24 protein-coding genes are annotated in these 23844 nt (G+C 66.1%); 15 read left to right on the plus strand and 9 right to left on the minus strand.

Features of this window, described 5'->3' with window-relative positions; all coding sequences use genetic code 11:
* Positions 1-19 precede the first annotated feature (19 nt).
* Positions 20-1303, plus strand: a complete 1284-nt coding sequence (murA, locus tag B1A78_RS01395; protein ID WP_077145255.1) for a UDP-N-acetylglucosamine 1-carboxyvinyltransferase — start codon at positions 20-22, stop codon at positions 1301-1303.
* 371 nt (positions 1304-1674) lie between these two features.
* Entirely contained in the window at positions 1675-2289 is a 615-nt protein-coding gene (locus tag B1A78_RS01400) for a hypothetical protein (RefSeq protein WP_144037630.1), read from the plus strand.
* A 9-nt stretch (positions 2290-2298) separates the two neighbouring features.
* Here the strand turns inward: B1A78_RS01400 and B1A78_RS01405 are convergent, their stop codons facing one another.
* The 4 genes from B1A78_RS01405 to B1A78_RS01420 form a co-directional block, all read right to left on the minus strand.
* A complete protein-coding gene (locus B1A78_RS01405; protein ID WP_256837385.1) occupies positions 2299-3246 on the minus strand; it encodes a DMT family transporter in 948 nt (315 codons plus the stop codon).
* A gap of 17 nt (positions 3247-3263) precedes the next feature.
* Positions 3264-4274, minus strand: coding sequence for a low specificity L-threonine aldolase (locus tag B1A78_RS01410; protein ID WP_077145258.1), 1011 nt, complete (start codon positions 4272-4274; stop codon positions 3264-3266).
* 44 nt (positions 4275-4318) lie between these two features.
* A complete protein-coding gene (locus B1A78_RS01415) occupies positions 4319-4504 on the minus strand; it encodes a hypothetical protein (RefSeq protein WP_077145259.1) in 186 nt (61 codons plus the stop codon).
* A 153-nt stretch (positions 4505-4657) separates the two neighbouring features.
* Positions 4658-5875, minus strand: coding sequence for an argininosuccinate synthase (locus B1A78_RS01420; RefSeq protein ID WP_077145260.1), 1218 nt, complete (start codon positions 5873-5875; stop codon positions 4658-4660).
* A 144-nt stretch (positions 5876-6019) separates the two neighbouring features.
* On the opposite strand from B1A78_RS01420, the gene B1A78_RS01425 reads away from it, so the two are divergent.
* A complete protein-coding gene (locus B1A78_RS01425; RefSeq protein ID WP_083733710.1) occupies positions 6020-7093 on the plus strand; it encodes a tetratricopeptide repeat protein in 1074 nt (357 codons plus the stop codon).
* A 28-nt stretch (positions 7094-7121) separates the two neighbouring features.
* Here B1A78_RS01425 and B1A78_RS01430 read toward each other — a convergent pair whose 3' ends face one another.
* Entirely contained in the window at positions 7122-7622 is a 501-nt protein-coding gene (locus tag B1A78_RS01430) for a hypothetical protein (RefSeq protein ID WP_077145262.1), read from the minus strand.
* Positions 7623-7753: 131 nt separating this feature from the next.
* On the opposite strand from B1A78_RS01430, the gene B1A78_RS01435 reads away from it, so the two are divergent.
* Genes B1A78_RS01435 through B1A78_RS01445 form a run of 3 tightly spaced genes read left to right on the plus strand, consistent with a single transcriptional unit; the run spans position 7754 to position 10560 of the window.
* Positions 7754-8728, plus strand: coding sequence for a YafY family protein (locus B1A78_RS01435; RefSeq protein ID WP_077145263.1), 975 nt, complete (start codon positions 7754-7756; stop codon positions 8726-8728).
* A 46-nt stretch (positions 8729-8774) separates the two neighbouring features.
* Entirely contained in the window at positions 8775-10115 is a 1341-nt protein-coding gene (locus tag B1A78_RS01440; protein ID WP_083733712.1) for an acyltransferase, read from the plus strand.
* 10 nt (positions 10116-10125) lie between these two features.
* A complete protein-coding gene (locus B1A78_RS01445; RefSeq protein WP_077145264.1) occupies positions 10126-10560 on the plus strand; it encodes a DUF1801 domain-containing protein in 435 nt (144 codons plus the stop codon).
* Here B1A78_RS01445 and B1A78_RS01450 read toward each other — a convergent pair.
* From B1A78_RS01450 to B1A78_RS01460, 3 genes are read right to left on the minus strand one after another with little or no spacing between them, the layout of a single operon-like run.
* Positions 10557-11336 carry a molybdopterin-binding protein gene (locus tag B1A78_RS01450; protein WP_077145265.1) on the minus strand — a complete coding sequence of 260 codons (780 nt, stop codon included), beginning with the start codon at positions 11334-11336 and terminating at the stop codon, positions 10557-10559. The genes B1A78_RS01445 and B1A78_RS01450 overlap by 4 nt on opposite strands.
* Positions 11333-12196 carry a cytochrome b/b6 domain-containing protein gene (locus B1A78_RS01455; RefSeq protein ID WP_083733714.1) on the minus strand — a complete coding sequence of 288 codons (864 nt, stop codon included), beginning with the start codon at positions 12194-12196 and terminating at the stop codon, positions 11333-11335. The genes B1A78_RS01450 and B1A78_RS01455 overlap by 4 nt, the downstream gene beginning before the upstream one ends.
* Positions 12197-12226: 30 nt before the next feature.
* On the minus strand, positions 12227-13933 hold the full coding sequence (locus B1A78_RS01460) for a class I adenylate-forming enzyme family protein (RefSeq protein ID WP_077145266.1): 1707 nt from the start codon (positions 13931-13933) through the stop codon (positions 12227-12229).
* A gap of 77 nt (positions 13934-14010) precedes the next feature.
* On the opposite strand from B1A78_RS01460, the gene lgt reads away from it, so the two are divergent.
* The 6 genes from lgt (at position 14011) to B1A78_RS01490 (ending at position 19991) form a co-directional block, all read left to right on the plus strand.
* Positions 14011-14889: a prolipoprotein diacylglyceryl transferase gene (gene lgt, locus B1A78_RS01465; RefSeq protein WP_077145267.1), complete on the plus strand. Its 879-nt coding sequence runs from the start codon at positions 14011-14013 to the stop codon at positions 14887-14889.
* Positions 14882-15922, plus strand: a complete 1041-nt coding sequence (locus tag B1A78_RS01470) for a class I SAM-dependent methyltransferase (protein WP_077145268.1) — start codon at positions 14882-14884, stop codon at positions 15920-15922. The genes lgt and B1A78_RS01470 overlap by 8 nt, the downstream gene beginning before the upstream one ends.
* Entirely contained in the window at positions 15919-16437 is a 519-nt protein-coding gene (locus B1A78_RS01475) for a GNAT family N-acetyltransferase (RefSeq protein WP_077145269.1), read from the plus strand. Before B1A78_RS01470 ends, B1A78_RS01475 begins: the two co-directional genes overlap by 4 nt.
* On the plus strand, positions 16434-17195 hold the full coding sequence (gene pgeF / locus B1A78_RS01480) for a peptidoglycan editing factor PgeF (protein ID WP_077145270.1): 762 nt from the start codon (positions 16434-16436) through the stop codon (positions 17193-17195). Before B1A78_RS01475 ends, pgeF begins: the two co-directional genes overlap by 4 nt.
* A gap of 28 nt (positions 17196-17223) precedes the next feature.
* Complete coding sequence (locus B1A78_RS01485; RefSeq protein WP_077145271.1) at positions 17224-18630, plus strand: DASS family sodium-coupled anion symporter; 1407 nt, start codon at positions 17224-17226, stop codon at positions 18628-18630.
* Between the two features lie 68 nt (positions 18631-18698).
* A complete protein-coding gene (locus tag B1A78_RS01490) occupies positions 18699-19991 on the plus strand; it encodes a cystathionine gamma-synthase family protein (RefSeq protein WP_077145272.1) in 1293 nt (430 codons plus the stop codon).
* Between the two features lies 1 nt (position 19992).
* Here the strand turns inward: B1A78_RS01490 and B1A78_RS01495 are convergent, their stop codons facing one another.
* Positions 19993-20712, minus strand: a complete 720-nt coding sequence (locus tag B1A78_RS01495; RefSeq protein WP_077145273.1) for an HAD family phosphatase — start codon at positions 20710-20712, stop codon at positions 19993-19995.
* A gap of 111 nt (positions 20713-20823) precedes the next feature.
* On the opposite strand from B1A78_RS01495, the gene B1A78_RS01500 reads away from it, so the two are divergent.
* Genes B1A78_RS01500 through B1A78_RS01510 form a run of 3 tightly spaced genes read left to right on the plus strand, consistent with a single transcriptional unit; the run spans position 20824 to position 23738 of the window.
* A complete protein-coding gene (locus tag B1A78_RS01500) occupies positions 20824-21930 on the plus strand; it encodes an ABC transporter permease (RefSeq protein WP_077145274.1) in 1107 nt (368 codons plus the stop codon).
* Positions 21930-22787, plus strand: coding sequence for an ABC transporter ATP-binding protein (locus tag B1A78_RS01505; protein ID WP_077145281.1), 858 nt, complete (start codon positions 21930-21932; stop codon positions 22785-22787). The genes B1A78_RS01500 and B1A78_RS01505 overlap by 1 nt, the downstream gene beginning before the upstream one ends.
* Before the next feature lie 9 nt (positions 22788-22796).
* Positions 22797-23738: an MlaD family protein gene (locus B1A78_RS01510; RefSeq protein WP_077145275.1), complete on the plus strand. Its 942-nt coding sequence runs from the start codon at positions 22797-22799 to the stop codon at positions 23736-23738.
* Positions 23739-23844: the final 106 nt, after the last annotated feature.

Below are 23844 nucleotides of genomic sequence, written 5' to 3' on the forward strand. Positions count from 1 at the left end.
CATCCGCTAAAGACTGCGCATGGATCAAATCGTCATTCGCGGCGGCCAGCGACTCAAGGGCCGTATCCCCATCTCCGGCGCGAAAAACGCGGCGCTCACTTTGCTTCCTTGCGCGCTGCTCACCGACGAGCCGCTGACGCTCCGCAACCTGCCGCGGCTCGCCGACGTCGACGGTTTCGGCCATTTGCTCAACCAGCTCGGCTGCTCGACGACGATCGAAGGGTCGCGCCCCGAGGATTTCGGCCGCGTCCTCACCGCGCGCGCGACGACGCTGACCTCGACCGTCGCGCCTTACGATATCGTCCGCAAGATGCGCGCCTCGATCCTCGTCCTCGGCCCGCTGCTCGCGCGCGCCGGCGAGGCGACCGTGTCGCTGCCCGGCGGCTGCGCGATCGGCAACCGCCCGATCGATCTCCACCTGAAAGCGCTCGAGGCCTTCGGCGCCGAAATCGAACTCGCCTCGGGCTATGTGAAGGCCGTTGCACCCGGCGGCCGGCTCAAGGGCGGCAAGTTCACCTTCCCTGTCGTCTCGGTCGGCGCGACCGAAAATGCCGTCATGGCAGCGGTGCTCGCCGCCGGCACCTGCGTCCTCGAAAACGCCGCGCGCGAGCCCGAGATCGTCGACCTGTGCAACTGCCTCGTCGCGATGGGCGCGCAGATCGACGGCATCGGCACCGAGACGCTGACGATCGAGGGCGTGGACCGGCTGCACGGCGCGACCTACCGCGTCATGGCCGATCGCATCGAGGCGGGCAGCTACGCCTGCGCCGCCGTCATCACCGAGGGCGACGTCGAATTGGTCGGGGCCAAGGCGAGCGAGATGGAAGCGACGCTCGCGGCGCTGCGCCAGGCCGGCGCGACGGTCGAGGAGACCAAGACCGGCATCCGCGTCGCCATGTCGGGCCGCGCCCAGCCGGTCACGCTGTCGACCGCGCCCTACCCGGGCTTCGCGACCGACATGCAGGCGCAGTTCATGGCGATGGCGACGCTGGGGTCGGGCGCATCGCTGTTCACCGAAACCATCTTCGAAAACCGCTACATGCACGTTCCTGAGTTGGCGCGCATGGGCTGCGACATCGACGTGCGCGGCCGCAGCGCGGTGGTCCGCGGGGTCGACCATCTCGTCGGCGCGCCCGTCATGGCAACCGACCTGCGCGCCTCGATGAGCCTGATCATCGCCGGCCTCGCCGCGCAGGGCCAGACCGAGGTCAACCGCGTCTACCACCTCGACCGCGGTTACGAGCGGCTCGAGGAAAAGCTGCAAGCGGTGGGGGCCGATATCGAGCGGATCAGCGCGGGGTGAAATTCGCGTCCCTATCACAGACTGCAATTTGCCTCAGCCTGCTGTCAGGGATGCTCCTATCGTGCCAGCCAGCCCTTGCGCGGTATGAATATGATCCTGCCGATCTGTACGAGGAATTTCGGTGCGACCCCGACGAGCCGGCCGAGACATGCCCTCAACAGCGTGAAGACGAAGCCTATTGGGAGAAATATGGTGATTGATATGATCGCTGGTATTTTGCGCTGGCTCACAATCCCGACTTTTTCTTTGGCTCGCCCGTCTGGAACGAAAGAGATGACCCAGAGACGGCGGACTATATCCCGTCGGGCGAACCGGCGGGACTGATCGATATCAGCTACAGCATCGCGCTACGTCGCTACGACGGTTGGACGATGGCAATCTCGATGGTGTGCGAGGGGCGCTACCAGACGAGCGGATCATCAGGTTGCCGACCCATCGCTCGCATCACTCGAACCATCAAGGTGGACCGCCGCGACCGGGCTGGGCAATCGGCGTACAAGGACATTGCAAGCGAATTGCGCAAGCGTGGCCACCCGACGAGTGCAATCGAACTGGCCGATGACCTCAATCTTCAAATGGAATGGCTAGAGGCCGACCTGCGTCGATGTCGAGGCGCAATCCCGCTGATAAGTAAGTTCCCGGGCAGGCAAGCGACGTTGTGGCCCGACAATCTGACCCACTTACTCGACGGGTCGCTCCCGTCCGTAGCCCGCCAGAGCGAGCCCGAGAGGGAAATAACGGTGACCACCGACGGAGACAGCGTCATAATTCGCGCCACCAGCGCGGTGATCGACGACGATCGAGAAAGCTACAAGGACGGGCCCTATTTTCAGGTCATAAGCCAATCCAACGGTGGCGAATTTTACGATTGGGCTAAGGAGCTTGCGGTGCTGGTCGAGCCCTGCCTGAAACCTGCCGCGGCACCTTCGCCCTGGTCGGCCTATCGTGATTGGAAAACAGGGAAAGCCGGAACTGGCCATAAGTAGAAAGCTGCGTCAGCGCGATTTGTCGGTAGCCTCGTTCACCGGCACCGAAACCATATTGCCGCTCACCGACGGCTTCTCGGGCCGCTTGACCACCGCGATCACCAGCCCGACCAGCGCGACCGCGCCGCCCGCGATCGACAGCGGCGCCCAGCGATAGCCTTCGAATATCGTCGAAAAGCCCATCGCGATGATCGGGATCACCACGCTCGACCATGCCGCCTGACCCGGCCCGACCGCGCGGATGATGGTGAAATAGAGCGGGAAGGTCACCGCGCTCGCCACGACACCGAGATACAGCACCCCGGCGAGATAGGCCGGGGTCGTTTCGATCACCGGCGGTCCCGTCGTGATCCACGCGAAGCTCGCGTCGCCAATCGCGCCGAACAGCATCGCCCAGGCGATCATCACCACCATCGACTGCGCGCGCGCGATCTGCGCGCCCTGCATCACGTTCGAGATCGACGCGCTCATCACCCCGCTCAGCGCCAGCGCGGTGCCGAGCAGCACCTCGCCCGCGCCGACCGTCGCGGCGCGATATTCGTGGAGGATCATCAGCCCGACGCCGACGATCGCGATCCCCGCCCCGGCGAGGAAGCGCCCCTCGACCTTCGTCTTCAGGAAGATGCGCCCGAGCAAGGTGTTCGGCACGATCAGTAGTGCGAAGAGCACCGCGACCAGCCCCGAGGTGATATGCAGCTCGGAGCGATAGACGAAGTTGAAATTGAACGCGAATTGCGCGAGCCCGAGCGTGGCGGCAAAGCCCCACGCCCAGCCCGAGAGGAGCAACCTTTCGCGCCGCCACAGCGCATAGGCGAACATCGCCGCCGCGCCGGTGAAGAAACGATAGGCGACCGACCAGCTCGGCGGCACGACGCCAAGCTGTCCGGTGATGACGATCCAGGTCGACCCCCAGATCAGGGTGACGAACAGGAACGGCAGCAGGACGCGCGGCGTCAACAGGCTCGGCGTTGTACTCACAAGGCGGCGATCGCCGCCGCGAGCGGCGCGACGGCTTCGGCATCCTGATCCCAGCTCACCACCAGCCGTGCCGCGCCCTCGCCCCAGTCATAGAAGTCGAAGCCCTTGGCGCGCAGGTCGGCGGCATCCTCGGCGCTGATCCGCACGAACAGCTCGTTTGCCTCGACCGGATACATCAGCCGGTCGCCGCACGCCGCCGCCAGCGCCGCGGCGCCGGCATTCGCGGCGCGCGCGTTGGCGAGCCACAGATCGTCCTTGAGCATCGCGCGGATCTGCGCCGCGACAAAACGCCCCTTGCTGAGCAGATGCCCGCCGCGCTTCTTGAGCTCGCGCACCCCGGCGCCGCCGCTGCCGCCGAAAAAGACCAGCGCCTCGGCCATCATCGCGCCGTTCTTGGTGAAACCGAACGACAGCGCGTCGACCCCCGCGCGCCAGGTCACGTCGGCGGGCGAGCAGCCGGCGAACGCCACCGCATTGGCGAAACGCGCGCCGTCCATATGCAGCTTCAGCCCCTTGCCCTTGGCGATCTCGCTGATCTCGCGCACCTCGTCGGGGCGCCAGGCGAGGCCATATTCGGTCGCATTGGTGATGCTGATCGCCGCCGGCTGGACCTGATGCACGTCGTTCCGGATCGCCGCGATCCGCGCCTTCAACGCCTCGGCGTCGATCTTCGCCCCCGCACCGGGCAGCGTCATGAGCTTGGCGCCGCCAGAATAAAAGCTTGGCGCGCCGCATTCGTCGACCTCGATATGCGCTTCCTCGTAACAGAGGATGCCCTGCCACGGCCGCACGAAATGCGCGAGGATGATGCTGTTCGCCGCGGTCCCGGTCGGGATCCACACGACCTCGCAGTCGGTTTCGAACAGGTCCGAAAAGGTCGCGTCGAGCGACTGGCTGAGCGCATCGCCGTCATAGGCGGTATCGACATGGTTGGCGGCTGCCAGCGCCTCCATCACCTTGGGATGGACGGTCGCGGCATTGTCGGAGAAAAAGCGGGTCGCGGTCATCCGCGCGCCTTAGCGCAGCAAATCAAACCGCACCAGCGGCGGCATCAATGCCGACGATAGACGTAGCGTTTATAGGTGCGCGACCAGCGAACCAGATAGCGCCCCGGCCAGATGAAGCGCGTGCGCATGCCGGTACGATTGACGTTCAGCGCTAAGCGCGGGACCAGCACAAGGCGCCATTCCCACTCGTCGCGTTCGGAGGTCGCGTCCTCCGCGTTCCATTCGTCCATATTCGCTACCCCCTGGATGGTGGCAGCCTCTTCCCAACATCGTCGTTCGATTGCCGGGAGCCTGGGTATCACGCGTTGGATGCCGGGTCGACCGCATGTGATCGATCCGGTCGCCTGCAGCGGCGACACCTGCCCCGAACGGGGCAGGCCGCATCAGCGGTCGCGCTTCGCCAGCAATTTCAGCCGCAGCGCGTTCAATTTGATGAAGCCTGCCGCATCCTTCTGGTCATAAGCGCCGGCATCATCCTCGAAGGTCACATGCCGCTCGCTGTACAGGCTGTTCGGCGACTTGCGGCCGACGACGCTGGCATTGCCCTTGTAGAGCTTGAGCCGCACCGTGCCCGACACCTTCTCCTGGCTATGGTCGATCGCCGCCTGCAGCATCTCGCGCTCAGGCGCGAACCAGAAGCCGTTGTAGATGAGCTCGGCATATTTCGGCATCAGCTCGTCCTTGAGGTGCGCGGCGCCGCGATCGAGCGTGATGCTCTCGATCCCGCGATGCGCGCGGGCGTAGATCTCGCCGCCCGGCGTCTCGTACATGCCGCGCGACTTCATGCCGACGAAACGGTTCTCGACGAGGTCGAGGCGGCCGATGCCATGCTTACGGCCGAGGTCGTTGAGCGCCGCAAGCAAAGTGGCGGGCGACATCGCCTCGCCGTTCAGCGCGACGCCGTCGCCGCGCTCGAAATCGACCGTGATATATTCGGGCGTGTCGGGGGCATCCTCGGGATTGACCGTACGCGAATAGACATAGTCGGGGGTCTCGTCCCACGGATTTTCGAGCACCTTGCCCTCCGACGAGGTGTGCAGCAGGTTCGCGTCGGTGCTGAACGGGCTTTCGCCGCGCTTGTCCTTGGGCACCGGGATCTGGTGCTGTTCGGCAAATTCTATCAGCGCCGTACGGCTCGTCAGGTCCCATTCGCGCCACGGCGCGATCACCTTGATGTCGGGATTGAGCGCATAGGCCGAAAGCTCGAAGCGCACCTGGTCGTTGCCCTTGCCCGTCGCGCCATGCGCGACCGCGTCGGCACCGGTTTCACGCGCGATCTCGACGAGACGCTTCGAAATCAGCGGCCGAGCGATCGAGGTGCCGAGCAGGTAATCGCCCTCATAGCGCGCATTGGCGCGCATCATCGGGAAGACGAAATCGCGGACGAACTCCTCGCGGACATCGTCGATGTAGATATGCTCGGGCTTGATCCCCATCAGCTCGGCCTTGGCGCGCGCCGGCTCGAGTTCCTCGCCCTGTCCCAGATCGGCGGTGAAGGTGATGACCTCGCAGCCATAGGTCACCTGCAGCCATTTCAGGATGACGCTGGTGTCGAGCCCCCCCGAATAGGCGAGGACGACGCGCTTGATGGACTCGGACATGGGGCACACCTTTGGTGATAAAAGACGGTCGCGCGCCTAACAGGGACGTCCGCGCCGCGCAACGCCTTGGCGCGTTCTTACAAGTTTCCGCACCCGTCCTGCGGCATGATCGCGCGTGGGGACGCATAGTGGGGACAATTTGTCATGCGAATGATCCTGACCTTCGCCGCGCCCTTGCTCGCGCTGGCGACCGCCTCATCGACGATGAGCGCTGGCGGCGCGATGCCCGACCCGACGGTCGAATATAATCAGAATGTCGATTGCCATAACGCCTATGACCGGCTGGTGAGCGAGAAGAAGGCTGGGACCAGCCCCTCGCCGGCCGCGCTCGCCTGGGCACAAAGCTATGAGGCGGGCGCCAACGCCGGCACACCCTGCCCCGCGCCGCTGCCCGAAATGACCGCACGCGGCGGCAACTGGTATATCCGCACCGTCGAGGGCCGCGACGCCGCGCTCGCTTATGCGCAGAAGCAGAAGGACCCGGCAGCGCTCAGCGAGATCGGCCATGCCTGGATCAACAGCAGCGTCGCGGGCGGCACACCGCAGGAAGGACTCGCGCTGATCGAGCAGGCTGCCGACCTCGGCGATCCGGTCGCGCTTTATTCGGTCGGCACGCTCTATGGCGCCGGCGTGATCGGCGGCAAGAAGGACCCGGCCAAGGCTTTCACGCTGCTCAGCCAGTCGGCGGCCTCCGGGCATATCGACGCCATCTATCGCACCGGGCTTTATTATCTCGAGGGCATCGGGACCAAGAAGGACCCGAAGAAAGCCTTCGCCGCGTTCAAGTCGGCCGCCGAGCGCGGACATTTCTACGCGGTGATCATGGCGGTCGACATGATCAACAGCGGCAATGGCACCAAAAAGGATTTCGAGCTTGCCTATCGGCTGTCGCGCTCGGTCACCGACAAGGGCGAACCTTATGGCGCGATCATGGCGGCGTCCTCGCTGCTTCAGATGAAGGACGCGCTGAAGCATGAGGATGAAATCCTCTACTGGATGGACGAGGGCATCGCGCGCGGCGACGAGACTATCCGCAATCAGCTTATCCCGCTCCGCGCGCAGGTCGTCGGCGCCTTCACCAAGGCCAAGGCGCCGCCCGAATATAAACCGCGCGTGTTCAAGGCATGCCCGATGAAGACCGTGTGCCTGGTGAACCATTATTCGGGGCTGCAGAGCTGCACCACGAACAAGGATTATTGGAACGACTGCGACGGGTAAAAATCCGATCCTCCCCGCGATGGGAGGATCACCCCACCCGCGTCCAATCCATGAACCAGCCGTCGTCCCACGTCGCCCCGCCGTCGCGCGATACGCCCTGGAACCAGCGGCAACTCGTCGGCGTGATCCGGTCCCACACGCCGCGATAGAGTTCGGGTCCCTTCTCGCCCTCGCCTTCGGACAGGAAGGTGCCGACGCCATCCTCGAACACCCCGAGTTGCCCGGGTACCGCGACGACCCCCGACTTGGCATTGACCCAATGGTCCGACCAGATCTTCTTCTCGACGTCGAGCAACCGCAGCCCCATGCCCGAAAAGCCGCGCGCCGGGATGCGCAATTCTTCGATGCTCGCGACCCCGCCAAGGATGCCGACCACCGTCGCCTCGCCCGGGAATTCGATCCATTTTTCGCCTTCGCGGAACTTGTTGTGGATCCGCCATTCGCCGGTCAGGAAATCGAAGTCGCCCGGCTTGCCGACCGGCTTGGGGGCGATCGCGGCGACGGCTGCGGCTGGGATGAGGCTGGTCATAAGGGCTCCTGCGCTGAGGGCCATGAGATGGCGTCGGTCGATGTCGGTCATGCGTCCCTCCCGGTTGAGGTCCCGTCCTACGCCCGCAATCCTGACATTATTCGTCAGTTATTTTCTGCTACGAAGAAAAAATGCGCGCGAGCCGCCTCCTCTCGATCCTCATCCTGTTGCAGCTGCGCCAGCGGCTCACCGCCGCCGATCTCGCCGCCGAGTTCGAGGTGTCGGACCGCACCATCTACCGCGACATCGACGCACTCAGCGCCGCGGGCATCCCCGTCTACGGTGATCGCGGCCCCGGCGGCGGTTTCCAACTCCTCAATGGCTATCGCACCCGCCTCACCGGCCTCGATCCGCAGGAGGCGCAGGCGATGCTCCTCGTCGGACTGCCCGAACAGGCGTCGGCACTCGGACTCGGCGACCCGGCGAAACGCGCGCGCGGCAAATTGCTCGCCGCGCTTCCCCGCAGCGGCAGCGCCGAGGCCGATCGCATCGCGCGCGCCTTTCACATCGACACGCTCGACTGGTATCGCGCCGCACGCCCGGCGCCGCTGCTCGCCGCCGCCGCACGCGCGGTGATCGATCGCCGCCGCATCGCGATGCGCTACACCAGCTGGCGCGGCACGCGCGACTGGAGGCTCGATCCGCTCGGCATCGTCCTCAAGGGCGGCAATCACTATCTCGTCGCGGCGACCGGCGCGCGCGTGCTGACCTTTACCGTCGCCGACATGCAGGCCCTGACGATGCTCGACGAGGTCGCGGCGCGTCCCGCCGATTTCAACCTCGCCGCATGGTGGACCGCTTCGACCCGCGATTTCGAGGTGCGGCTTCGCCCGGGCCGCGCGATCCTGCGCGCCTCGCCGCTCGGGCTCGAACGGATTCGCCTGCTCGGCGCCTGGGCCGCCGAAGCCGTCGACGCGGCCGAAGCCCCCGATCCCGCAGGCCAGTGCCGCCTGACACTGCCGATCGAGGGGATCGACGCCGCCGCGCCGATGCTGCTCGGCATCGGACCCGAGATCGACATCGAGGCCCCACCCGAACTTCGAACCGCCGTCGCCAGTCTGGCCCACGCGGTCGCCGCGCGGCTGGAGATTGCGGATCGCGGCTAACGCTTTATCATTCATTCTCGTCCACCTGTCCGGCGAGGGGAGATTTATGGACATCGCGACGCCACCGAAGAAGACACTCTGGTCGCGCGCCCGCGCCATGGCCGAACAGGCCCCGCCCGAACGCAATCGCTATGTCGATTTCCTGCGCGCCTTCTCGATCCTCGCGGTCGTGGTCGGCCATTGGCTCGTCGCCGCGCCCTATATGAAGGACGGCGCCGTCGAGGGCGGGCACCTGCTCGGCATATTGCCCTGGACGCAGTGGCTGACCTGGGGTTTTCAGGTGATGCCGCTCTTCTTCCTCGTCGGCGGCTTTTCCAACGGCTTGTCGTGGGCCGCGACGCGGCGCAAGGGCGGGCATTTCACCGCCTGGTTCGCAGCGCGCATCCGGCGCCTGATCAACCCGGTGCTGCCGCTGCTGCTCATCTGGTCGCTCGTCACCCTGTTCGGGACGCAGGCAGGTATCGACCGCGCGGTGGTCAAAATGGCGGCGCAGCTCGCGCTCGTCCCCGTCTGGTTCCTCGCCGTCTATCTCATCGTCACCGCGTTGACCCCGTTGAGCCACGCGGCGTGGCAGCGCTTCGGTATCGCCTCTTTCTTCGTTTTGGTGGGCGCCGCGATCGCCGTCGACGTCGCGACGCTCGAATTTGACATCCCTTATGTCAATTTCTTCAACTTCGTCTTCGTCTGGGTCGCGATCCACCAGCTCGGCTATGCCTGGCACGACGGGCGGTTCGCCGCGCCCTTGCTCTGGGCCGCCGCCGGCCTCGCCGCCCTCGGCCTTCTCGTCGGCTTCGGCCCCTATCCGGTGGCGATGATCGGCGTTCCGGGTTCGGACCTCAGCAACTCGATGCCCCCGACGCTCGCGCTTCTCGCCCTCGGCATCGCGCAGACGGGCCTCGCGCTCGCGCTCGAAAAGCCCGCGCGCCGGATGCTCGATGGTCTGACCGCCTGGACGACCGTCGTGCTCATCAACGGCATGATCATGACCGTCTATCTCTGGCACCTCACCGCCTTCGTGCTGGTGATGGTCGCGGCATGGCTGCTCGGCGGCATCGGCCTCCACGAGGCGCCGGGCAGCGCCGAATGGTGGCTCGCGCGCCCGGTCTGGTTCGCGCTCTACATCGTCCTGCTCTTCCCCTTCATCCTGCTCTTCGCGCGCTACGAAAGCGGCGGCAAGGCGGCCGAGGGCGACGTCACCCACGTCCGGCTGATCCTCGGCATGCTGATGATCTGCACCGGCCTCGCGATGACCGCGGCGATCAGCATCGCCAGCCCGCTCGGCGTCACCGGGGTCCGGCTGTGGGTCGTCGCGCTGCCCTTCCTCGGCGCCGCGCTCGTCGGGTTCGGCCCCGCCGCGCGCCTGCTCATGCGTCGCGCGCCCGCCTAGGAGACACGAAATGGCCGAAATCAAGACCAGGGCAACCGAAGTCACCGTCGAGGACTTCATCGCCGCGATCCCCGAAGCGCGCCGCCGCGAGGAAGCGGCCGTGGTCGACGCGATCCACCGCCGCGCCACCGGACAGGCCCCGAAGATGTGGGGGCCCTCGATCATCGGCTACGGCAGCTACGACTATGTATACGACAGCGGCCACGCCGGCACGATGTGCCGCGCCGGCTACAGCCCGCGCAAGGGCGCAATGACGCTCTATGTGATGGGCGATCATTATGGCGCATTGCAGGGCGAGGCCGACGCGCTGCTCGCCCGGCTCGGCAAACATACGAGCAGCAAGGCGTGCCTCTACATCAAGAAACTCGCCGACGTGGATCTCGCGGTGCTCGAAAAGCTGGTCGCGCTCAGCTGGCAGGGCATGAACGAAAAATATCCGGCCTAGATTCCCGCATACCATTCATAATCGATGCGGTCTTCCCAATAGCCGCCCTTGCCCGCGCCGACACCGTCGAGGCTGGCGACCGCTTCGATCCCGGTCACATATTTGGCATGCTTGTACCCGAGCTGGCGCTCGATCCGCAGCCGCAGCGGCGCCCCGTTGGCGATCGGCAGCAATTCGCGGTTGAGCGCCCACGCCATGATCGTCTGCGGATGCAGCGCATCGACGAGGTCGCAGCTTTCGTAATAAAGTGCGTCGCCGATCCGGTCGGCGCAGCGAAAGACGATATAGCGCGCGCGGTCCTTCAGCCCCGCGGCGGCAAGGATGCGCGACAGCTGCACCCCGGTCCATTCGCCGATCGCGCTCCACCCCTCGACGCAGTCGTGGCGCGTGATCTGGCTGCGCTGCGGCATCGCGCGGATGTCGGCCATCGACAGTGCCAGCGGCTTCGCCACCAGCCCCGTGACCGCAACACGCCAGTCGGCGAAACCCGTCGCGGCGTGGCGGGCATAGGCGTCGCCCGCGGGCAGCTTGGTCCCGTTCGAACGGAACACCGGCGACAGATCGGCGCGGCTGAACTCGCGCGCGAGCGCATCGCGATCGATCAGCGCGCGCTGGCTGGCGCGGTTCATCTCCTCGCCCATCGACAGGATCTTGCGCGTGAGCGGCGCCTCGTTAATCGCGTCGCAGCCGGCGAGTAGCGGCAGCGTCCCGGCCGCCGCGACCAGTCCGCCGGCGCGTGCGATCAACTGGCGTCGCGGCAGGATGAGGCCGCTCATGCGTCCCTCTCCGGCGGCAGGCGGAACCAGCCGGTGACCATCGAACGGACCTCGTTCACCGGCCCCGCAAGCAGCACCATCGCGAGATGGACGAGGAAGAAGAGGACGAGCAGCCATGCCGCGATGAAGTGGATCGAGCGCGCCGACTGGCGTCCGCCGAACACGTCGAGCAGCCAGGGCCAGGCCGCGCCCATCGCCGGCGACATCGTCAGCCCGGTGAGGATCATCAGCGGCAACAGGATGAAGATCACCCCGATATAACTCAGCTTCTGCAGGATGCCGTACCGCGCCGCTGCCTCCCCTTTCGGGAAGCGCAGCCGCGCATGATCCTTGATGTCGTGCCAGATATGGCGCGGCGACCATTCGGGCCGCCGGACGTGCAGGTCGCGGCGCAAATGCCCGCCGAACGCGGTCCAGAGCATATAGAGCGTCAGCCCGATCGCGAGCACCCAGGCAAAGAACAGGTGCCAGCGTCGCCCGTCGGCAAGGCTGTAGCTGGTCGGGATCGTCGCCCAACCCGGAAACGCCCAAGTCTGCTCCGCCCCCTGCGCGTCGGTCCAGCGCCCGAGCACCCCGGTGGTTTCGATCCGCGTCTCGCCGATCCGCACGAAGCCCGTCGTCGGCGTCGCGCCGACCGCGAACCAGGCATGGTCGGGGTTGGCGCCATATTGTCCCCAATAGAGGCGCGGGTGCGCGTTGAAGATCATCAGCCCGCTCATCAGCAGGATCAGCAGAGTCACCGCATTGGCCCAGTGCCAGATGCGCGTCGGCAGCCGGTGGCGATAAATGCGCACCGGCGACGCGGCGACCGCGGGCGCCGCCGGATCGGACGGAGCGACGGGAGGTTCAGGCTCGGCCATATCTCCCTTTCGTTCCATTACGCCCTCTGGTTACGCCGCGACCTCCGTCGCGAACTGCGCGCGATACTGGTTCCTCAAGGACACCTTGTCGATCTTTTCGCTGCCGAGCTTGGGCAGCGCCGCGTTCGACATCCAGATCTTGTAGGGAACCTTGTACGGCGCCAGCCGCTCGCTGAGGAAGGAACACATCGCGCCATCGTCGACCGTGCTGCCGGGCTTGACCCAGATCACCGCACCGACGACCTCGCCCAGCCGCTCGTCGGGCAGGCCGAACACCGCGCATTCGTTGACGTCGGCATGTTCGTAGATCGCCGCTTCGACTTCCTGGCAGCTGATATTCTCGCCGCCGCGGATGATGATGTCCTTCTTGCGGTCGACGATGAACAGATAGCCGTCCTCGTCGAGATAGCCGAGGTCGCCCGAACGGAAATAGCCATTGTCGAAAAAGGCCGCCTTGGTCGCCGCCGCATTATTCCAATAGCCCTCGAAATTGCACACTGATCGCATGCACACTTCGCCGACGCCGCCCTGCGCGACGGGTTCGCCATTGTCGTCGAGGATCGCAAGGTCGACGAGCGGTTTCGACGCCGGGCCCGTCGACATCGGCTTGGCGAGGTAATTCTCGTTGATGATGCCGCAGCCGACCGCGTTGGTCTCGGTGAGGCCATAGCCGAGCAGCGGCTTGGCATCGCCCATTTCCTCGGACAGGCGCTTCACATGCTCGGGCGGGCGCGGCGCGCCGCCGCCGGCGTAGCTCTTGCACGTCGACAGGTCGTAATTCTTGCGGTTCGGGCTGGTCAGGATTTCATAGCTCATCAGCGGCACGCCGACGAAATAATTGCACTGCTCGTCCTGGATCAGCCGCATCGCCTCGTCGGCGTTCCATTTGGGCATAAGCACGAGTTTGCGCCCGAGCGCGAGGCTCTGCAGGAACACCGGGATCTCGGCGGTGACGTGGAACAAGGGCGTGCAGATCAAGGTCGCGGGCTGGATGTCCGACATCAGACCGTCCTGCGTCAGCAGGTGGACGATGCTCGCGGTCTGCGTCACATAGTTGAAGATCGCCTGCACCACTGCCTGGTGGCGCGAATAGGCGCCTTTCGACTGGCCGGTCGAGCCCGAGGTGAACAGGATCGTCGCGAGGTCCTGCCCGGTCAGCACCGGCAGCACCGTTTCGGGGCCGCCGCCCGCCGACGTGATCGGCGCGATCGCTTCGTCGATCGGCTTGAGCAAGTCGAGCGTGATGATCTTGCCGGCATGTCCGACTTCCTCGAGCCGCGCGGCGCGCTGGACGTCGGCGATGACCAGGCTGGTCTCGCTGTCGGCGATCGCCGCGGCGAGTTCGCCGCCCTGCCACCAGCCGTTGAGCAGCGTGGCGCAGCCGCCCGCGAGGAGCACGCCGATATAGGTCACGCACCATGCATTGGCGTTGCGCATCGCGATGCCGACGCGGTCGCCGCGCTGCACGCCATAGCCGTCGACCAGCCCCGCCGCGACCTGCCGCGCCGCGGCATAGACCTGCTTGAAGCTCAGCCGCTCGTCGCCCTCGACGAGGAAGGTGGCATCGCCGTGCTGCGCAGCAAAAAATGCAACATAGTCGCCGAGGTTGGTCGGCGCATTGGTGATGAAGGGAAGTTCGCGGCCAAAACGTTCGACCGTTCCGACCTGGATCGGGCCGCCCGGGCCCGTGATCAGATTATAGGCGGCTTCCAGGCGCAAATCGAGCGCGGATGGCATCGGGCATCTCTCCTCTTGGTCTCGCTCGCCATACCCCTTATGGGGAGGCCTCTCCTGGGGAAGGACAGCGCGACTATATGTTTCTTTTTGCAACCTTAGCCGAAGCAACGCAATATGTGAACTTCACCGACCTGATGGGCGAGCATAGCGAGGTTGCGTTCAGCGTCTTCGGCTGGCCGATCCGCTGGTACGCGCTCGCCTATCTCGCGGGCATCTTCCTCGGTTACTGGTATCTGCTCAAGCTGATCGACCAGCCTGGGGCCCCGATGGCGCGCCGCCACGCCGACGACATGATCTTCTATGCCATGCTCGGCATCATCCTCGGCGGCCGGCTTGGCTATGTGCTCTTCTACAACCTCGAGGCCTATATCAAGGCGCCGGTGACGATCTTCAAATTGTGGGACGGCGGCATGTCGCTCCATGGCGGCGTCATCGGCGTGCTGATCGCGATCTGGTATGTGACGCGCAAGGAAAAGCTCAGCTTCCTGCGCTTCTGCGACTATATCGCCTGCGTCATTCCCTTCGGCCTGTTCCTCGGGCGCATCGCAAATTTCGTGAACGGCGAATTATGGGGACGCATAACCAATGTGCCCTGGGCAATCATCTTCCCCGACGGCGGCCCCGACCCGCGCCACCCGAGCCAGCTTTACGAAGCCGGCCTCGAAGGGCTGCTGATGATGGCGATCCTGTCGTACCTCTTCTGGCGCACCCAGGCGCGTTACAAGCCCGGGCTGCTCGTCGGCATGGCGTCGATCATCTATGGCGTCAGCCGCTTCGTCGTCGAATATTTCCGCGAACCCGACGTCCAGCGCATGAATGTCGTCGAGGCGACAGGCCTGTCGATGGGGCAATGGCTGACCGTGCCGATGATCGTCATCGGGCTGTGGCTCGTCTTCACCGCCAAGCGCCGCCGCCAGCGGATCGAGCCGATCGCCGGACCCGACGCCGTTGCCTGACAGCGGCCCGCTGGCCGACCTCTGGAGACATGGTCCGGTCAGCATCGCCGACTATATGGGCGCGGCGAACGGTCATTATTATGCGACGCGCGATCCGCTCGGCGCCGCAGGCGATTTCACCACCGCGCCCGAGATCAGCCAGATGTTCGGCGAACTCGTCGGTATCTGGTGCGCCGACCTGTGGGATCGCGCCGGGCGCCCCGCCTTTCGCTATGTCGAGCTCGGCCCCGGCCGCGGCACCCTCGCCGCCGATGCGCTGCGCGCGATGCGGCGCTTCGGCTGCAATCCGGTCGGGATCGAGCTGGTCGAAACCAGTCCGTCGCTGCGCGCCGCGCAGCTGGCGCGCATCCCCGATGCTGCGCACCATGACAGCGTCGAGAGCCTCCCCGGCGACGCAGCGCTGATCGTCGTCGCCAATGAATTTTTCGACGCGCTGCCGGTCCGCCAGCTGCTCGCGACCCCCGAGGGCTGGCGCGAGCGCCTCGTCGCGCGCGACGGCGCCCGTCTGGTGACGCTGCATAGCGACGCGCCGGTCGACAGCGACGTGCCGCCTTCGTTGCGCAGTCAGCCCGCCGGTACCGTCATCGAAACCAGCCCCGCCTCGATCGCCGCCATGCACCGCTGCGCGCGGTCTATCGCGCAAGCCGGCGGCGCGATGCTGGCGATCGACTATGGCTATCGCGGCCCGGCAGCCGGCGATACGTTGCAGGCGGTGTCGAACCACCGCTATGCCGACCCCTTCGAGCGCGCCGGCGAGGTCGATCTCACCGCACATGTCGATTTCACCGCGCTCGGCGACGCCGCCCGCAGCGGCGGCCTGACCGTCGCCGGTCCCGTCGGCCAGGGGCTCTGGCTCCAGCGGCTCGGCATCGACGCGCGTCTGCAAGCGCTGATTGCCACCTCGCCGGCCCGCGCCGAGGAACTCGAAGGCCAGCGCCATCGCCTCGTCGAGGCGGGCGAGATGGGCGAACTGTTCCAGGTCCTCACCGCCCACGCCGCCGCGTGGCCCACCCCCACAGGATTTACCGCATGACGCTCCTCATCCCCGCCACCGCCGCCGATGCCGAGGCGCTGTCGGATTTCTCGAATGCCGCCTTCACCGCGACCTTCGGCCATATCTACGACCCCGTCGACCTCGCACTGTTCCTCTCGACCTGGAACCCGCCCGACAAATTGCGCGCGCAGATCGAACATCCCGACTGGGCGATCATGCTCGTGCACGGTCCGGACGACGCGATCATCGGCTATGCCAAGATGGGCCCACTCGATTTCGACCTGCCTCCCGAGCAGCCGACCGACAATGCGGTCGAGCTTCACCAGATCTATCTCGCCGAGGCGGCGAAGGGCACCGGCGTCGCGACCGCGCTGATGGACTGGGGAATCGACTGGGCGCGCGCGCGCGCCTCGACACTCTACCTTACCGTCTTCACCGACAATCCGCGCGCGCAGGCGGTGTACCGCCGCTACGGCTTCTACGACGTCGGCCGCAACGAATTCCGCGTCGGCAACCATGTCGATGAAGACCGCTTCTTCAGGCTCGACCTGTGAGCGCCCCCTTCGTCACCTCGGACGCGCTGGCAGGCGCCTCGCACGGCTTCTTCGGCCGCCGCGGCGGCGTGTCGACCGGCGACCTCGCCTCGCTCAACACCGGCCTCGGCTCGAACGACGACCCCGCCCTGATCGCCGAGAACCGCCGCCGCGTCGCCGATGCCGTGCAACCGGGGGCCACTCTCACCGGCCTCTACCAGGTCCACGGCAATCGCTGTATCATCGTCGATAACGACAGCGACCTCTCCGCCCGGCCCGAGGCCGACGCGCTCGCCACCCGCACGCCGGGCATATTGCTCGGCATCCTCACCGCCGACTGCGTCCCCGTTCTTTTCGCCGACCACAAAGCCAGCGTTGTCGGCGCCGCGCACGCCGGTTGGAAGGGCGCGCTCGCCGGGGTCACCGACGCAACGCTCGCCGCGATGGAAAGCCTCGGCGCACGGCGTTCCAATATCTCGGTGGCGATCGGCCCGTGCATCGGCCGCGCTTCCTATGAGGTCGACGACGGCTTCGTCTCGACCTTCCTCGCCGACGATCCTGCGAACGAGCGTTTCTTCGCCGCGGGCCAGCCCGGCCATGCGATGTTCGACATCGCCGCCTATGTCGCCGCGCGCCTCGCTGCGGCAGGCGTGACGCGAATTGCCATCGGCGGGCAGGACACCTATGCCGAGGCGGAAGATTATTTCAGCTACCGCCGCGCGTGCCACAAAAGCGAAAACAGCTATGGCCGCCAATTGTCGGTGATCGGCCTCGCCTGACCGGCGGGCGGGGGAGGAAAAGGACGCAATGACGGGGACACGCTGGTTCGGACTCGTCGGCGGGCTGCTGATCGTCACCGTCATGCTCGCGCTGCCCGCGCCCACGGGGATGGAGACGACCGCCTGGCACGTCGCCGCGCTGACCGTGCTGATGGCGATCTGGTGGATGACCGAGGCGATGCCGCTGACGGTCACCGCCTTGCTCCCCTTCCTGCTCGTCCCCGCTTTCGGGGTGATGGACGCCAATGCCATCGCCAAGGAATATTATTCGCCGATCCTGTTCCTGATCCTCGGCGGCGCCTTCCTCGCGCTCGCGATCGAGCGCGTCGGGCTGCATCGCCGCATCGCGCTCGCGCTGCTCAAGCGCGCATCGCCGACCGCGACCGGGCTGCTCTTCGCGTTCATGACCGCGACCGCGCTCATCTCGATGTTCATCTCGAACACCTCGACCGCGCTGATCATGGTCCCGATCGCGCTCGCCGTCGTCCGCGCCGGCGGGGTCGGAGAGGGCGAGAAGGAGGGGTTTGCCGGCGCGGTGATGATGGGCATCGCCTTTGCAGCCTCGATCGGCGGCCTCGGCACGCTCGTCGGCAGCCCGACCAATGCGATCGCCGCCGGGCTGATCGAAAAGGCGCTGGGGATGCGCATCTCCTTCCTCGACTGGGCAATCTACGGCGTGCCTGTCGTGCTGCTCGCCACTCCCGCCGCGATGTGGATCCTCGCACGCGTCCAGCGCCTCGCCGACCATCCGTTCGACGGCCGCGCCGCCGCTTCGGCGCTCGGCAACCAGGCGATATGGAGCGCGGCAGAACGGCGCGTCGTCCCAATCTTCCTGCTCGTGCTCGTCGCCTGGATCGCCCAGCCTTGGCTCGAGCCCTATCTGCCCAAGGGCGCACTCACCGACGGCACGATCGCCGTCGCGGGCAGCTTGCTGCTCTTCGTCGTCCCGGACGGCACCGGCCGGCCGCTGTTGCTGTGGAAAGAAGCCGACAGAGCGCCTTGGGGAGTCATCATGATGTTCGGTGGCGGTCTCGCCCTCGCCGCCGCCATCACCGCCAGCGGGCTCGCCGCCTGGCTCGGCACGGTGCTCGCGCCGCTCGGCAGCATGCCGACGATCGTCCTGGCCGCCGTCATCGTCGCGCTCACCATCCTCATCACCGAATTCGCCAGCAACGTCGCGACCGCCAGCGGCATCATGCCCGTTCTCGCGGCGCTCATCGCCGCGACCGGGGTCGACCCGGTGCTGCTCGCGCTGCCCGTCGCGATGGCGGCAAGCTGGGGCTTCATGCTGCCGTCGGGCACCGGCCCCAATGCGCTCGCCTGGGCGACCGACCATATCGCGCTGCCGCGCATGCTAAAGGCCGGCCTCGCACTCGATATCATCGGCGTCCCGCTGCTGATCGGGGTGATCTGGGCCATCGCAGCGATAGCCTGACCCGCGCAACATAGTTTCAAATGAAACTTCGAGCGTTATAAGGGCCGCCACATATAAGGAGCACCTCAATGGCCATGCGCGGCAAACCCAAGACGGACAAAAAGAAAATCGGCGACAAGGAGCTGAGCCCCGCGACGCTGATGATGGGACTCGGCTATGACCCCATGCTGTCCGAAGGATCGCTGAAGCCGCCGATCTTCCTGACCTCGACCTTCGCCTTCGAAAGCGCCGCCGCGGGCAAGCGCTTCTTCGAGCATATCACCGGCAAGCGCGAAGGTCCCGCCGACGGCCTCGTCTATTCGCGCTTCAACGGACCGAATCAGGAAATCCTCGAGGATCGCCTCGCGGTCTGGGACGGCGCCGACGACAGCCTCGTCTTTTCCAGCGGCATGTCGGCAATCGCCACGCTGCTGCTCGCGCTCGTGAGCCAGAATGACGTGATCGTCCATTCGGGTCCGCTTTATGCGGCGACCGAGACGCTGATCGCGCGCATCCTGTCGCGCTTCGGCGTCAGCTTCCTCGACTTCCCAGCCGGCGCGACGCGCGAAGAACTCGACGCGATCCTCGACCGTGCGAAGGCTCTCGCCGCCGAAAAAGGCGGCAAGGTCGCGCTTGTCTATCTCGAAAGCCCGGCGAACCCGACCAACGCGCTCGTCGATGTCGAGGCCGTCCGCGCCGCGCGCGACGCGGCCTTCACCGACGACCAGCAGCCCGCGATCGCGATCGATAACACCTTCCTCGGCCCGCTTTGGCAAAAGCCGCTGAACCAGGGTGCCGAACTTATCGTCTACAGCCTCACCAAATATGCCGGCGGTCATTCGGACCTCGTCGCGGGCGGCGTGTCGGGCGATCAGGCGCTGATCAACGCGATCCGTCCGATGCGCAACACGATCGGAACGATCTGCGACCCCAACACCGCATGGATGTTGCTGCGCAGCCTCGAAACGCTCGAACTGCGCATGAGCCGCGCGGGCGAAAATGCGCTCAAGGTCTGCACCTTCCTGCGCGATCATCCCAAGGTGGAGGGGCTCGGCTATCTCGGCTTCATCACCGACGCGCGCCAGAAGGACATTTACGAGCGCCACTGCACCGGCGCCGGTTCGACCTTCTCGCTCTTCATCAAGGGCGGCGAGGCGGAGAGCTTCCGCTTCCTCGACGCGCTCAAGATCGCCAAACTCGCGGTCAGCCTCGGCGGCACCGAGACGCTCGCCAGCCACCCCGCGGCGATGACGCACCTATCGGTCCCCGACGAACGCAAGAAGGCGCTCGGCATCACCGACAATCTGGTCCGCGTGTCGATCGGCATCGAGGACGCCGACGACTTGATCGCCGACTTCGCGCAGGCGCTCGACGCGGTTTAGGCTATTTCCGAGCCCGCCAGTCGACCACCGTCCACCCCATCCGCGGCGCCAGCTTCCTGAGCCCGCGTGATGGGGTCGTCGCGACCGCCTCATCGGCGAAATGCAGCATCGGATGGTCGGACACATGGTCCGAATAGGCGCGGATATGCGCGGCATCGCGCAATATCTCGTTCGCCGCCAGCCAGTCCGAAATGCGCGCGAATTTCGCCTCGCCATAACAATTGTCGCCCGACAGCCGGGCATGGACATGGTCGGCGCCATCGGGTTCGTCGAGCCGCGTCGCCAGCACGTCGGCGATCCCCAGTCGCTTCGCGATCGCATCGACATAGAGGTGGAAGGAGGCGGTCGCGAGCAGCACGCGATATCCGGCGGCGCGGTCGGCCTCGAGCTGGTCGAGCGCGGCGCGGTGCAGCCCCTTCGCGACCACCATGTCGGCATAGCTTTCGGCGAGCGGCGCGATCTCGTCGCGGCGGAAGCGCGGCCCGACCAGCAGCCGAAGGTTGATCGCCTTCAGCCGCGACCGGTCGATGAGCCCCAGCGAATAGGCGACGCCCGCCAGCCCGACGAGCGGGGTGAGCAACATCCGCCATTGCTGCCGCCGCCGCACCACATGCATCAGGAAACCGCTATAGGTTCCCGCGCGGGTGATCGTGCGGTCCATGTCGTACATCGCAATGCGGTGCGCCGGTGCCGGCTCGGGAACGACGATATTATCATCCATGGCCAGCGCCTTAGCGCGCGGGCGCGCCGAGGCCAAGGCTGCGCACCGGAACGGCGACGCTGCGTGGAATGGCTTGCCGTTATTCGCCAAATAATACAATGTCGTCACACGATGGTGGCCCGGGCGGATTTCGAACAAAGCGATGGCGCCGATGGCGCCGAAGTCCGATTCACCGGCCGCCTGACGCTCGCCCGGCTCGGCGATCTGCCCGCGCGGCTCGACGCGCTCGGCCCGATCGCCTCGCTCGACCTTTCGGCGATCGAACGCATCGACACCGTCGGCGCCTGGATCGTCACCCGGACCGTGCGCGACCATGGCGCGAAGGTCACGGGCGCCAGTCCCGAGGCCGAGCGCCTGCTCGAGGCACTCGCCAGCGACAAGAGCGACTATCGCGTCCACCGCGACCGCCGCTCGGCGATGAATCGCATGCTCGAACAGGTCGGGACCGCCAGCATGGCGGTGTGGCACGAACTGCTCGGAATTATCGGCTTCTTCGGCGCGATGATCATGGCGCTCGGTACCCAGCTCCGCGCTCGCCGCCGGCTGCGCTGGAACGCGATCGTCACGCGCTTCCAGACCGTCGGCTTCGACGCATTGCCGATCATCGGGCTGATGACCTTCCTGATCGGCATCGTCGTCGCGCAGCAGGGGGCGGTGCAACTCCGGCAATTCGGGCTCGAGGTGTTCACGATCAACCTCGTCGGCCGCGCATCGATCCGCGAACTCGGACTCCTGATGACCGCGATCATGGTCGCGGGCCGCTCGGGCAGCGCCTTTGCGGCGCAGATCGGCACGATGAAACTGACCGAGGAAATCGACGCGATGCGCACGATCGGCGTGTCGCCGATGGAGGCGATCGTGCTGCCGCGCGTCGCCGCCGCGACGATCCTCATGCCGCTGCTCGGCTTCTACGCCAGCATCTGCGCGATCGTCGGCGGCGGCGTCTTTTGCTGGATCGGGCTCGAAATCCCGCCGCTCACTTATATCCAGCTGCTTCGCGACATCATCCCGATGACCGATTTCTGGGCGATGCTGATCAAGGCGCCGGTGTTCGGCGTGCTGATCGGCGTCACCGGCTGTTACGAAGGCATGCAGGTGCGCCAGAATGCCGAGGAAGTCGGCAAGCGCACCACCTCGGCCGTGGTCGCCGCGATCTTCCTCGTCATCGTGCTCGACGCCTTTTTCGCGGTCTTCTTCTCCTCGATCGGATGGAACTGATGGCCGACGAGATTGAAGAACAGCAATTGCAGGAAGAACTCGCCGCTGCCGACGCGGTGCGGCCCGAGCAGCATGAGATCGCAATCTGCGTGCGCGGCCTCGTCAACAAGTTCGGCGATGCGGTGATCCACGAGGGCCTCGATCTCGATGTCCGCTCGGGCGAGATTCTCGGGGTCGTCGGCGGGTCGGGCACCGGCAAGTCGGTGCTGATGCGCTCGATCATCGGGCTCCAGACCCCAGACGCGGGCGAGATCGAGGTGTACGGCAAGTCGCTCGACACCATCGCCGACGAAGAGGAATCGCGCGACCTGCGCCGCCGCTGGGGCGTGATGTTCCAGGGCGGGGCGCTCTTCTCGACGCTCAGCGTCGCCGAAAATATCCAGGTCCCCTTGCGCGAATATTATCCGCGGCTCGACCAGAAATTGCTCGACGAGATCGCGGCCTACAAGGTCGCGATGGTCGGCCTGCCCCCCGATGCCGGCCCCAAATATCCCGCCGAACTGTCGGGCGGCATGGTCAAGCGCGCCGGCCTCGCCCGCGCGCTCGCGCTCGACCCCGCGCTGCTCTTCCTCGACGAACCGACGGCGGGGCTCGACCCGATCGGCGCCGCCAAGTTCGACGAACTGATCCGCGAACTCGCCGACACCATGGGGCTCACCGTCTTCCTGATCACCCACGATCTCGACTCGCTCTACGCCACCTGCGACCGCGTCGCAGTGCTGGCCGAGAAGAAGGTAATCGCGATCGGCACCATCGCGGAACTGCTTGCCACCGAGCATCCGTGGATACAGGATTATTTCAACGGACCCCGCGGCCGCGCAGCGGCAGGCGGGAACCAAACCGCGCAGCGGCGATAGGAACGACTGATGGAAACTCGCTCGAACAACGTCCTCGTCGGCGCCTTCGTCCTCTTCTTCACGGCGGCGCTTGCCATCTTCGTCGTCTGGCTGGCCAACGACAGCGGCGGCGACAAACAGGAATTCGACATCTACTTCAAACAGTCTGTCGATGGCCTCAGCAAGGGCGCGCAGGTCCAATATTCGGGCGTGCCAGTCGGCCAGGTGCGCCAGATCGCCTTGCTCCCCGATGATCCCGAATTCGTCCGCGTCCGGATCGAGGTCGAGGAAAATGTACCGATCCTTCAGGGCACCACGGCCGCGCTCGAAGGCGTCGGCTTCACCGGCGTCTCGCAGATCTCGCTCGCCGGCGGGGTCAAGGGCGCACCGCCGATCAAAGACAAGGGGCCGAACGGCAAGCCCGTCATTCCCAACCGCGTCGGTGGCCTCGGCGAACTTCTCAACACCGCGCCGCAGCTTCTCCAGCGCCTCTCGACCCTCACCGAGCGCCTCGCCGAACTCGCCGATGACGAGAATCAGGCGAGCATGCGCGGCATCCTCAACAATGTCGAAGCCTCGACCGCGATCCTCGCACGCAACGGCCCCGCGCTCGAACGCGCGCTTGCCGACACCCGCATCGCGATCCAGCAGACCGGGCTCGCCGCCGAACAGATCGGCAATCTCGCCGCGACGACGCAGGGCACGATCGACCGCAATGTCGACCCTGCGATGCGCAACCTGCGCGATACGCTGGCCTCGGCGAACAATTCGATGAAGACGCTCGAAGGCGCGATCGCTGATGCGCGCCCGGGCCTCAAGACTTTCAGCGAAACGACGATCCCCGAGGCGAACGCGCTGATCCGCGACCTGCGCCGCACCTCGTCCTCGCTCTCCAGCCTGACCGACAAGCTCGACCAGCAAGGCGCGGGCGCCGTCATCAGCGGCAGCAAGCTGCCCGATTACAAGCAATGAGGACCAGCCCTATGACCCGCCGTCTCCGCACGCCCTTGCTGCTTTTGCTCGGCGCCGCGACGCTGTCCGCCTGCGTCAGCTTCGGCGCCAAGCCGCCTCCCTTCCT

It is taken from the genome of Sphingopyxis sp. KK2 (genome assembly GCF_001990265.1).
GTDB lineage: Bacteria > Pseudomonadota > Alphaproteobacteria > Sphingomonadales > Sphingomonadaceae > Sphingopyxis.

Bases quoted from the DNA above. Each gene is read 5' to 3' on its own strand.
- murA (WP_077145255.1), top strand. From the start codon at position 20: ATGGATCAAATCGTCATTCGCGGCGGCCAGCGACTCAAGGGCCGTATC.
- B1A78_RS01400 (WP_144037630.1), top strand. From the start codon at position 1,675: ATGGCAATCTCGATGGTGTGCGAGGGGCGCTACCAGACGAGCGGATCA.
- B1A78_RS01410 (WP_077145258.1), bottom strand. From the start codon at position 4,274: ATGACCGCGACCCGCTTTTTCTCCGACAATGCCGCGACCGTCCATCCC.
- B1A78_RS01415 (WP_077145259.1), bottom strand. From the start codon at position 4,504: ATGGACGAATGGAACGCGGAGGACGCGACCTCCGAACGCGACGAGTGG.
- B1A78_RS01420 (WP_077145260.1), bottom strand. From the start codon at position 5,875: ATGTCCGAGTCCATCAAGCGCGTCGTCCTCGCCTATTCGGGGGGGCTC.
- B1A78_RS01425 (WP_083733710.1), top strand. From the start codon at position 6,020: ATGCGAATGATCCTGACCTTCGCCGCGCCCTTGCTCGCGCTGGCGACC.
- B1A78_RS01430 (WP_077145262.1), bottom strand. From the start codon at position 7,622: ATGACCAGCCTCATCCCAGCCGCAGCCGTCGCCGCGATCGCCCCCAAG.
- B1A78_RS01435 (WP_077145263.1), top strand. From the start codon at position 7,754: ATGCGCGCGAGCCGCCTCCTCTCGATCCTCATCCTGTTGCAGCTGCGC.
- B1A78_RS01440 (WP_083733712.1), top strand. From the start codon at position 8,775: ATGGACATCGCGACGCCACCGAAGAAGACACTCTGGTCGCGCGCCCGC.
- B1A78_RS01445 (WP_077145264.1), top strand. From the start codon at position 10,126: ATGGCCGAAATCAAGACCAGGGCAACCGAAGTCACCGTCGAGGACTTC.
- B1A78_RS01450 (WP_077145265.1), bottom strand. From the start codon at position 11,336: ATGAGCGGCCTCATCCTGCCGCGACGCCAGTTGATCGCACGCGCCGGC.
- B1A78_RS01455 (WP_083733714.1), bottom strand. From the start codon at position 12,196: ATGGCCGAGCCTGAACCTCCCGTCGCTCCGTCCGATCCGGCGGCGCCC.
- B1A78_RS01460 (WP_077145266.1), bottom strand. From the start codon at position 13,933: ATGCCATCCGCGCTCGATTTGCGCCTGGAAGCCGCCTATAATCTGATC.
- lgt (WP_077145267.1), top strand. From the start codon at position 14,011: ATGTTTCTTTTTGCAACCTTAGCCGAAGCAACGCAATATGTGAACTTC.
- B1A78_RS01475 (WP_077145269.1), top strand. From the start codon at position 15,919: ATGACGCTCCTCATCCCCGCCACCGCCGCCGATGCCGAGGCGCTGTCG.
- B1A78_RS01485 (WP_077145271.1), top strand. From the start codon at position 17,224: ATGACGGGGACACGCTGGTTCGGACTCGTCGGCGGGCTGCTGATCGTC.
- B1A78_RS01490 (WP_077145272.1), top strand. From the start codon at position 18,699: ATGGCCATGCGCGGCAAACCCAAGACGGACAAAAAGAAAATCGGCGAC.
- B1A78_RS01495 (WP_077145273.1), bottom strand. From the start codon at position 20,712: ATGGATGATAATATCGTCGTTCCCGAGCCGGCACCGGCGCACCGCATT.
- B1A78_RS01500 (WP_077145274.1), top strand. From the start codon at position 20,824: ATGGTGGCCCGGGCGGATTTCGAACAAAGCGATGGCGCCGATGGCGCC.
- B1A78_RS01505 (WP_077145281.1), top strand. From the start codon at position 21,930: ATGGCCGACGAGATTGAAGAACAGCAATTGCAGGAAGAACTCGCCGCT.
- B1A78_RS01510 (WP_077145275.1), top strand. From the start codon at position 22,797: ATGGAAACTCGCTCGAACAACGTCCTCGTCGGCGCCTTCGTCCTCTTC.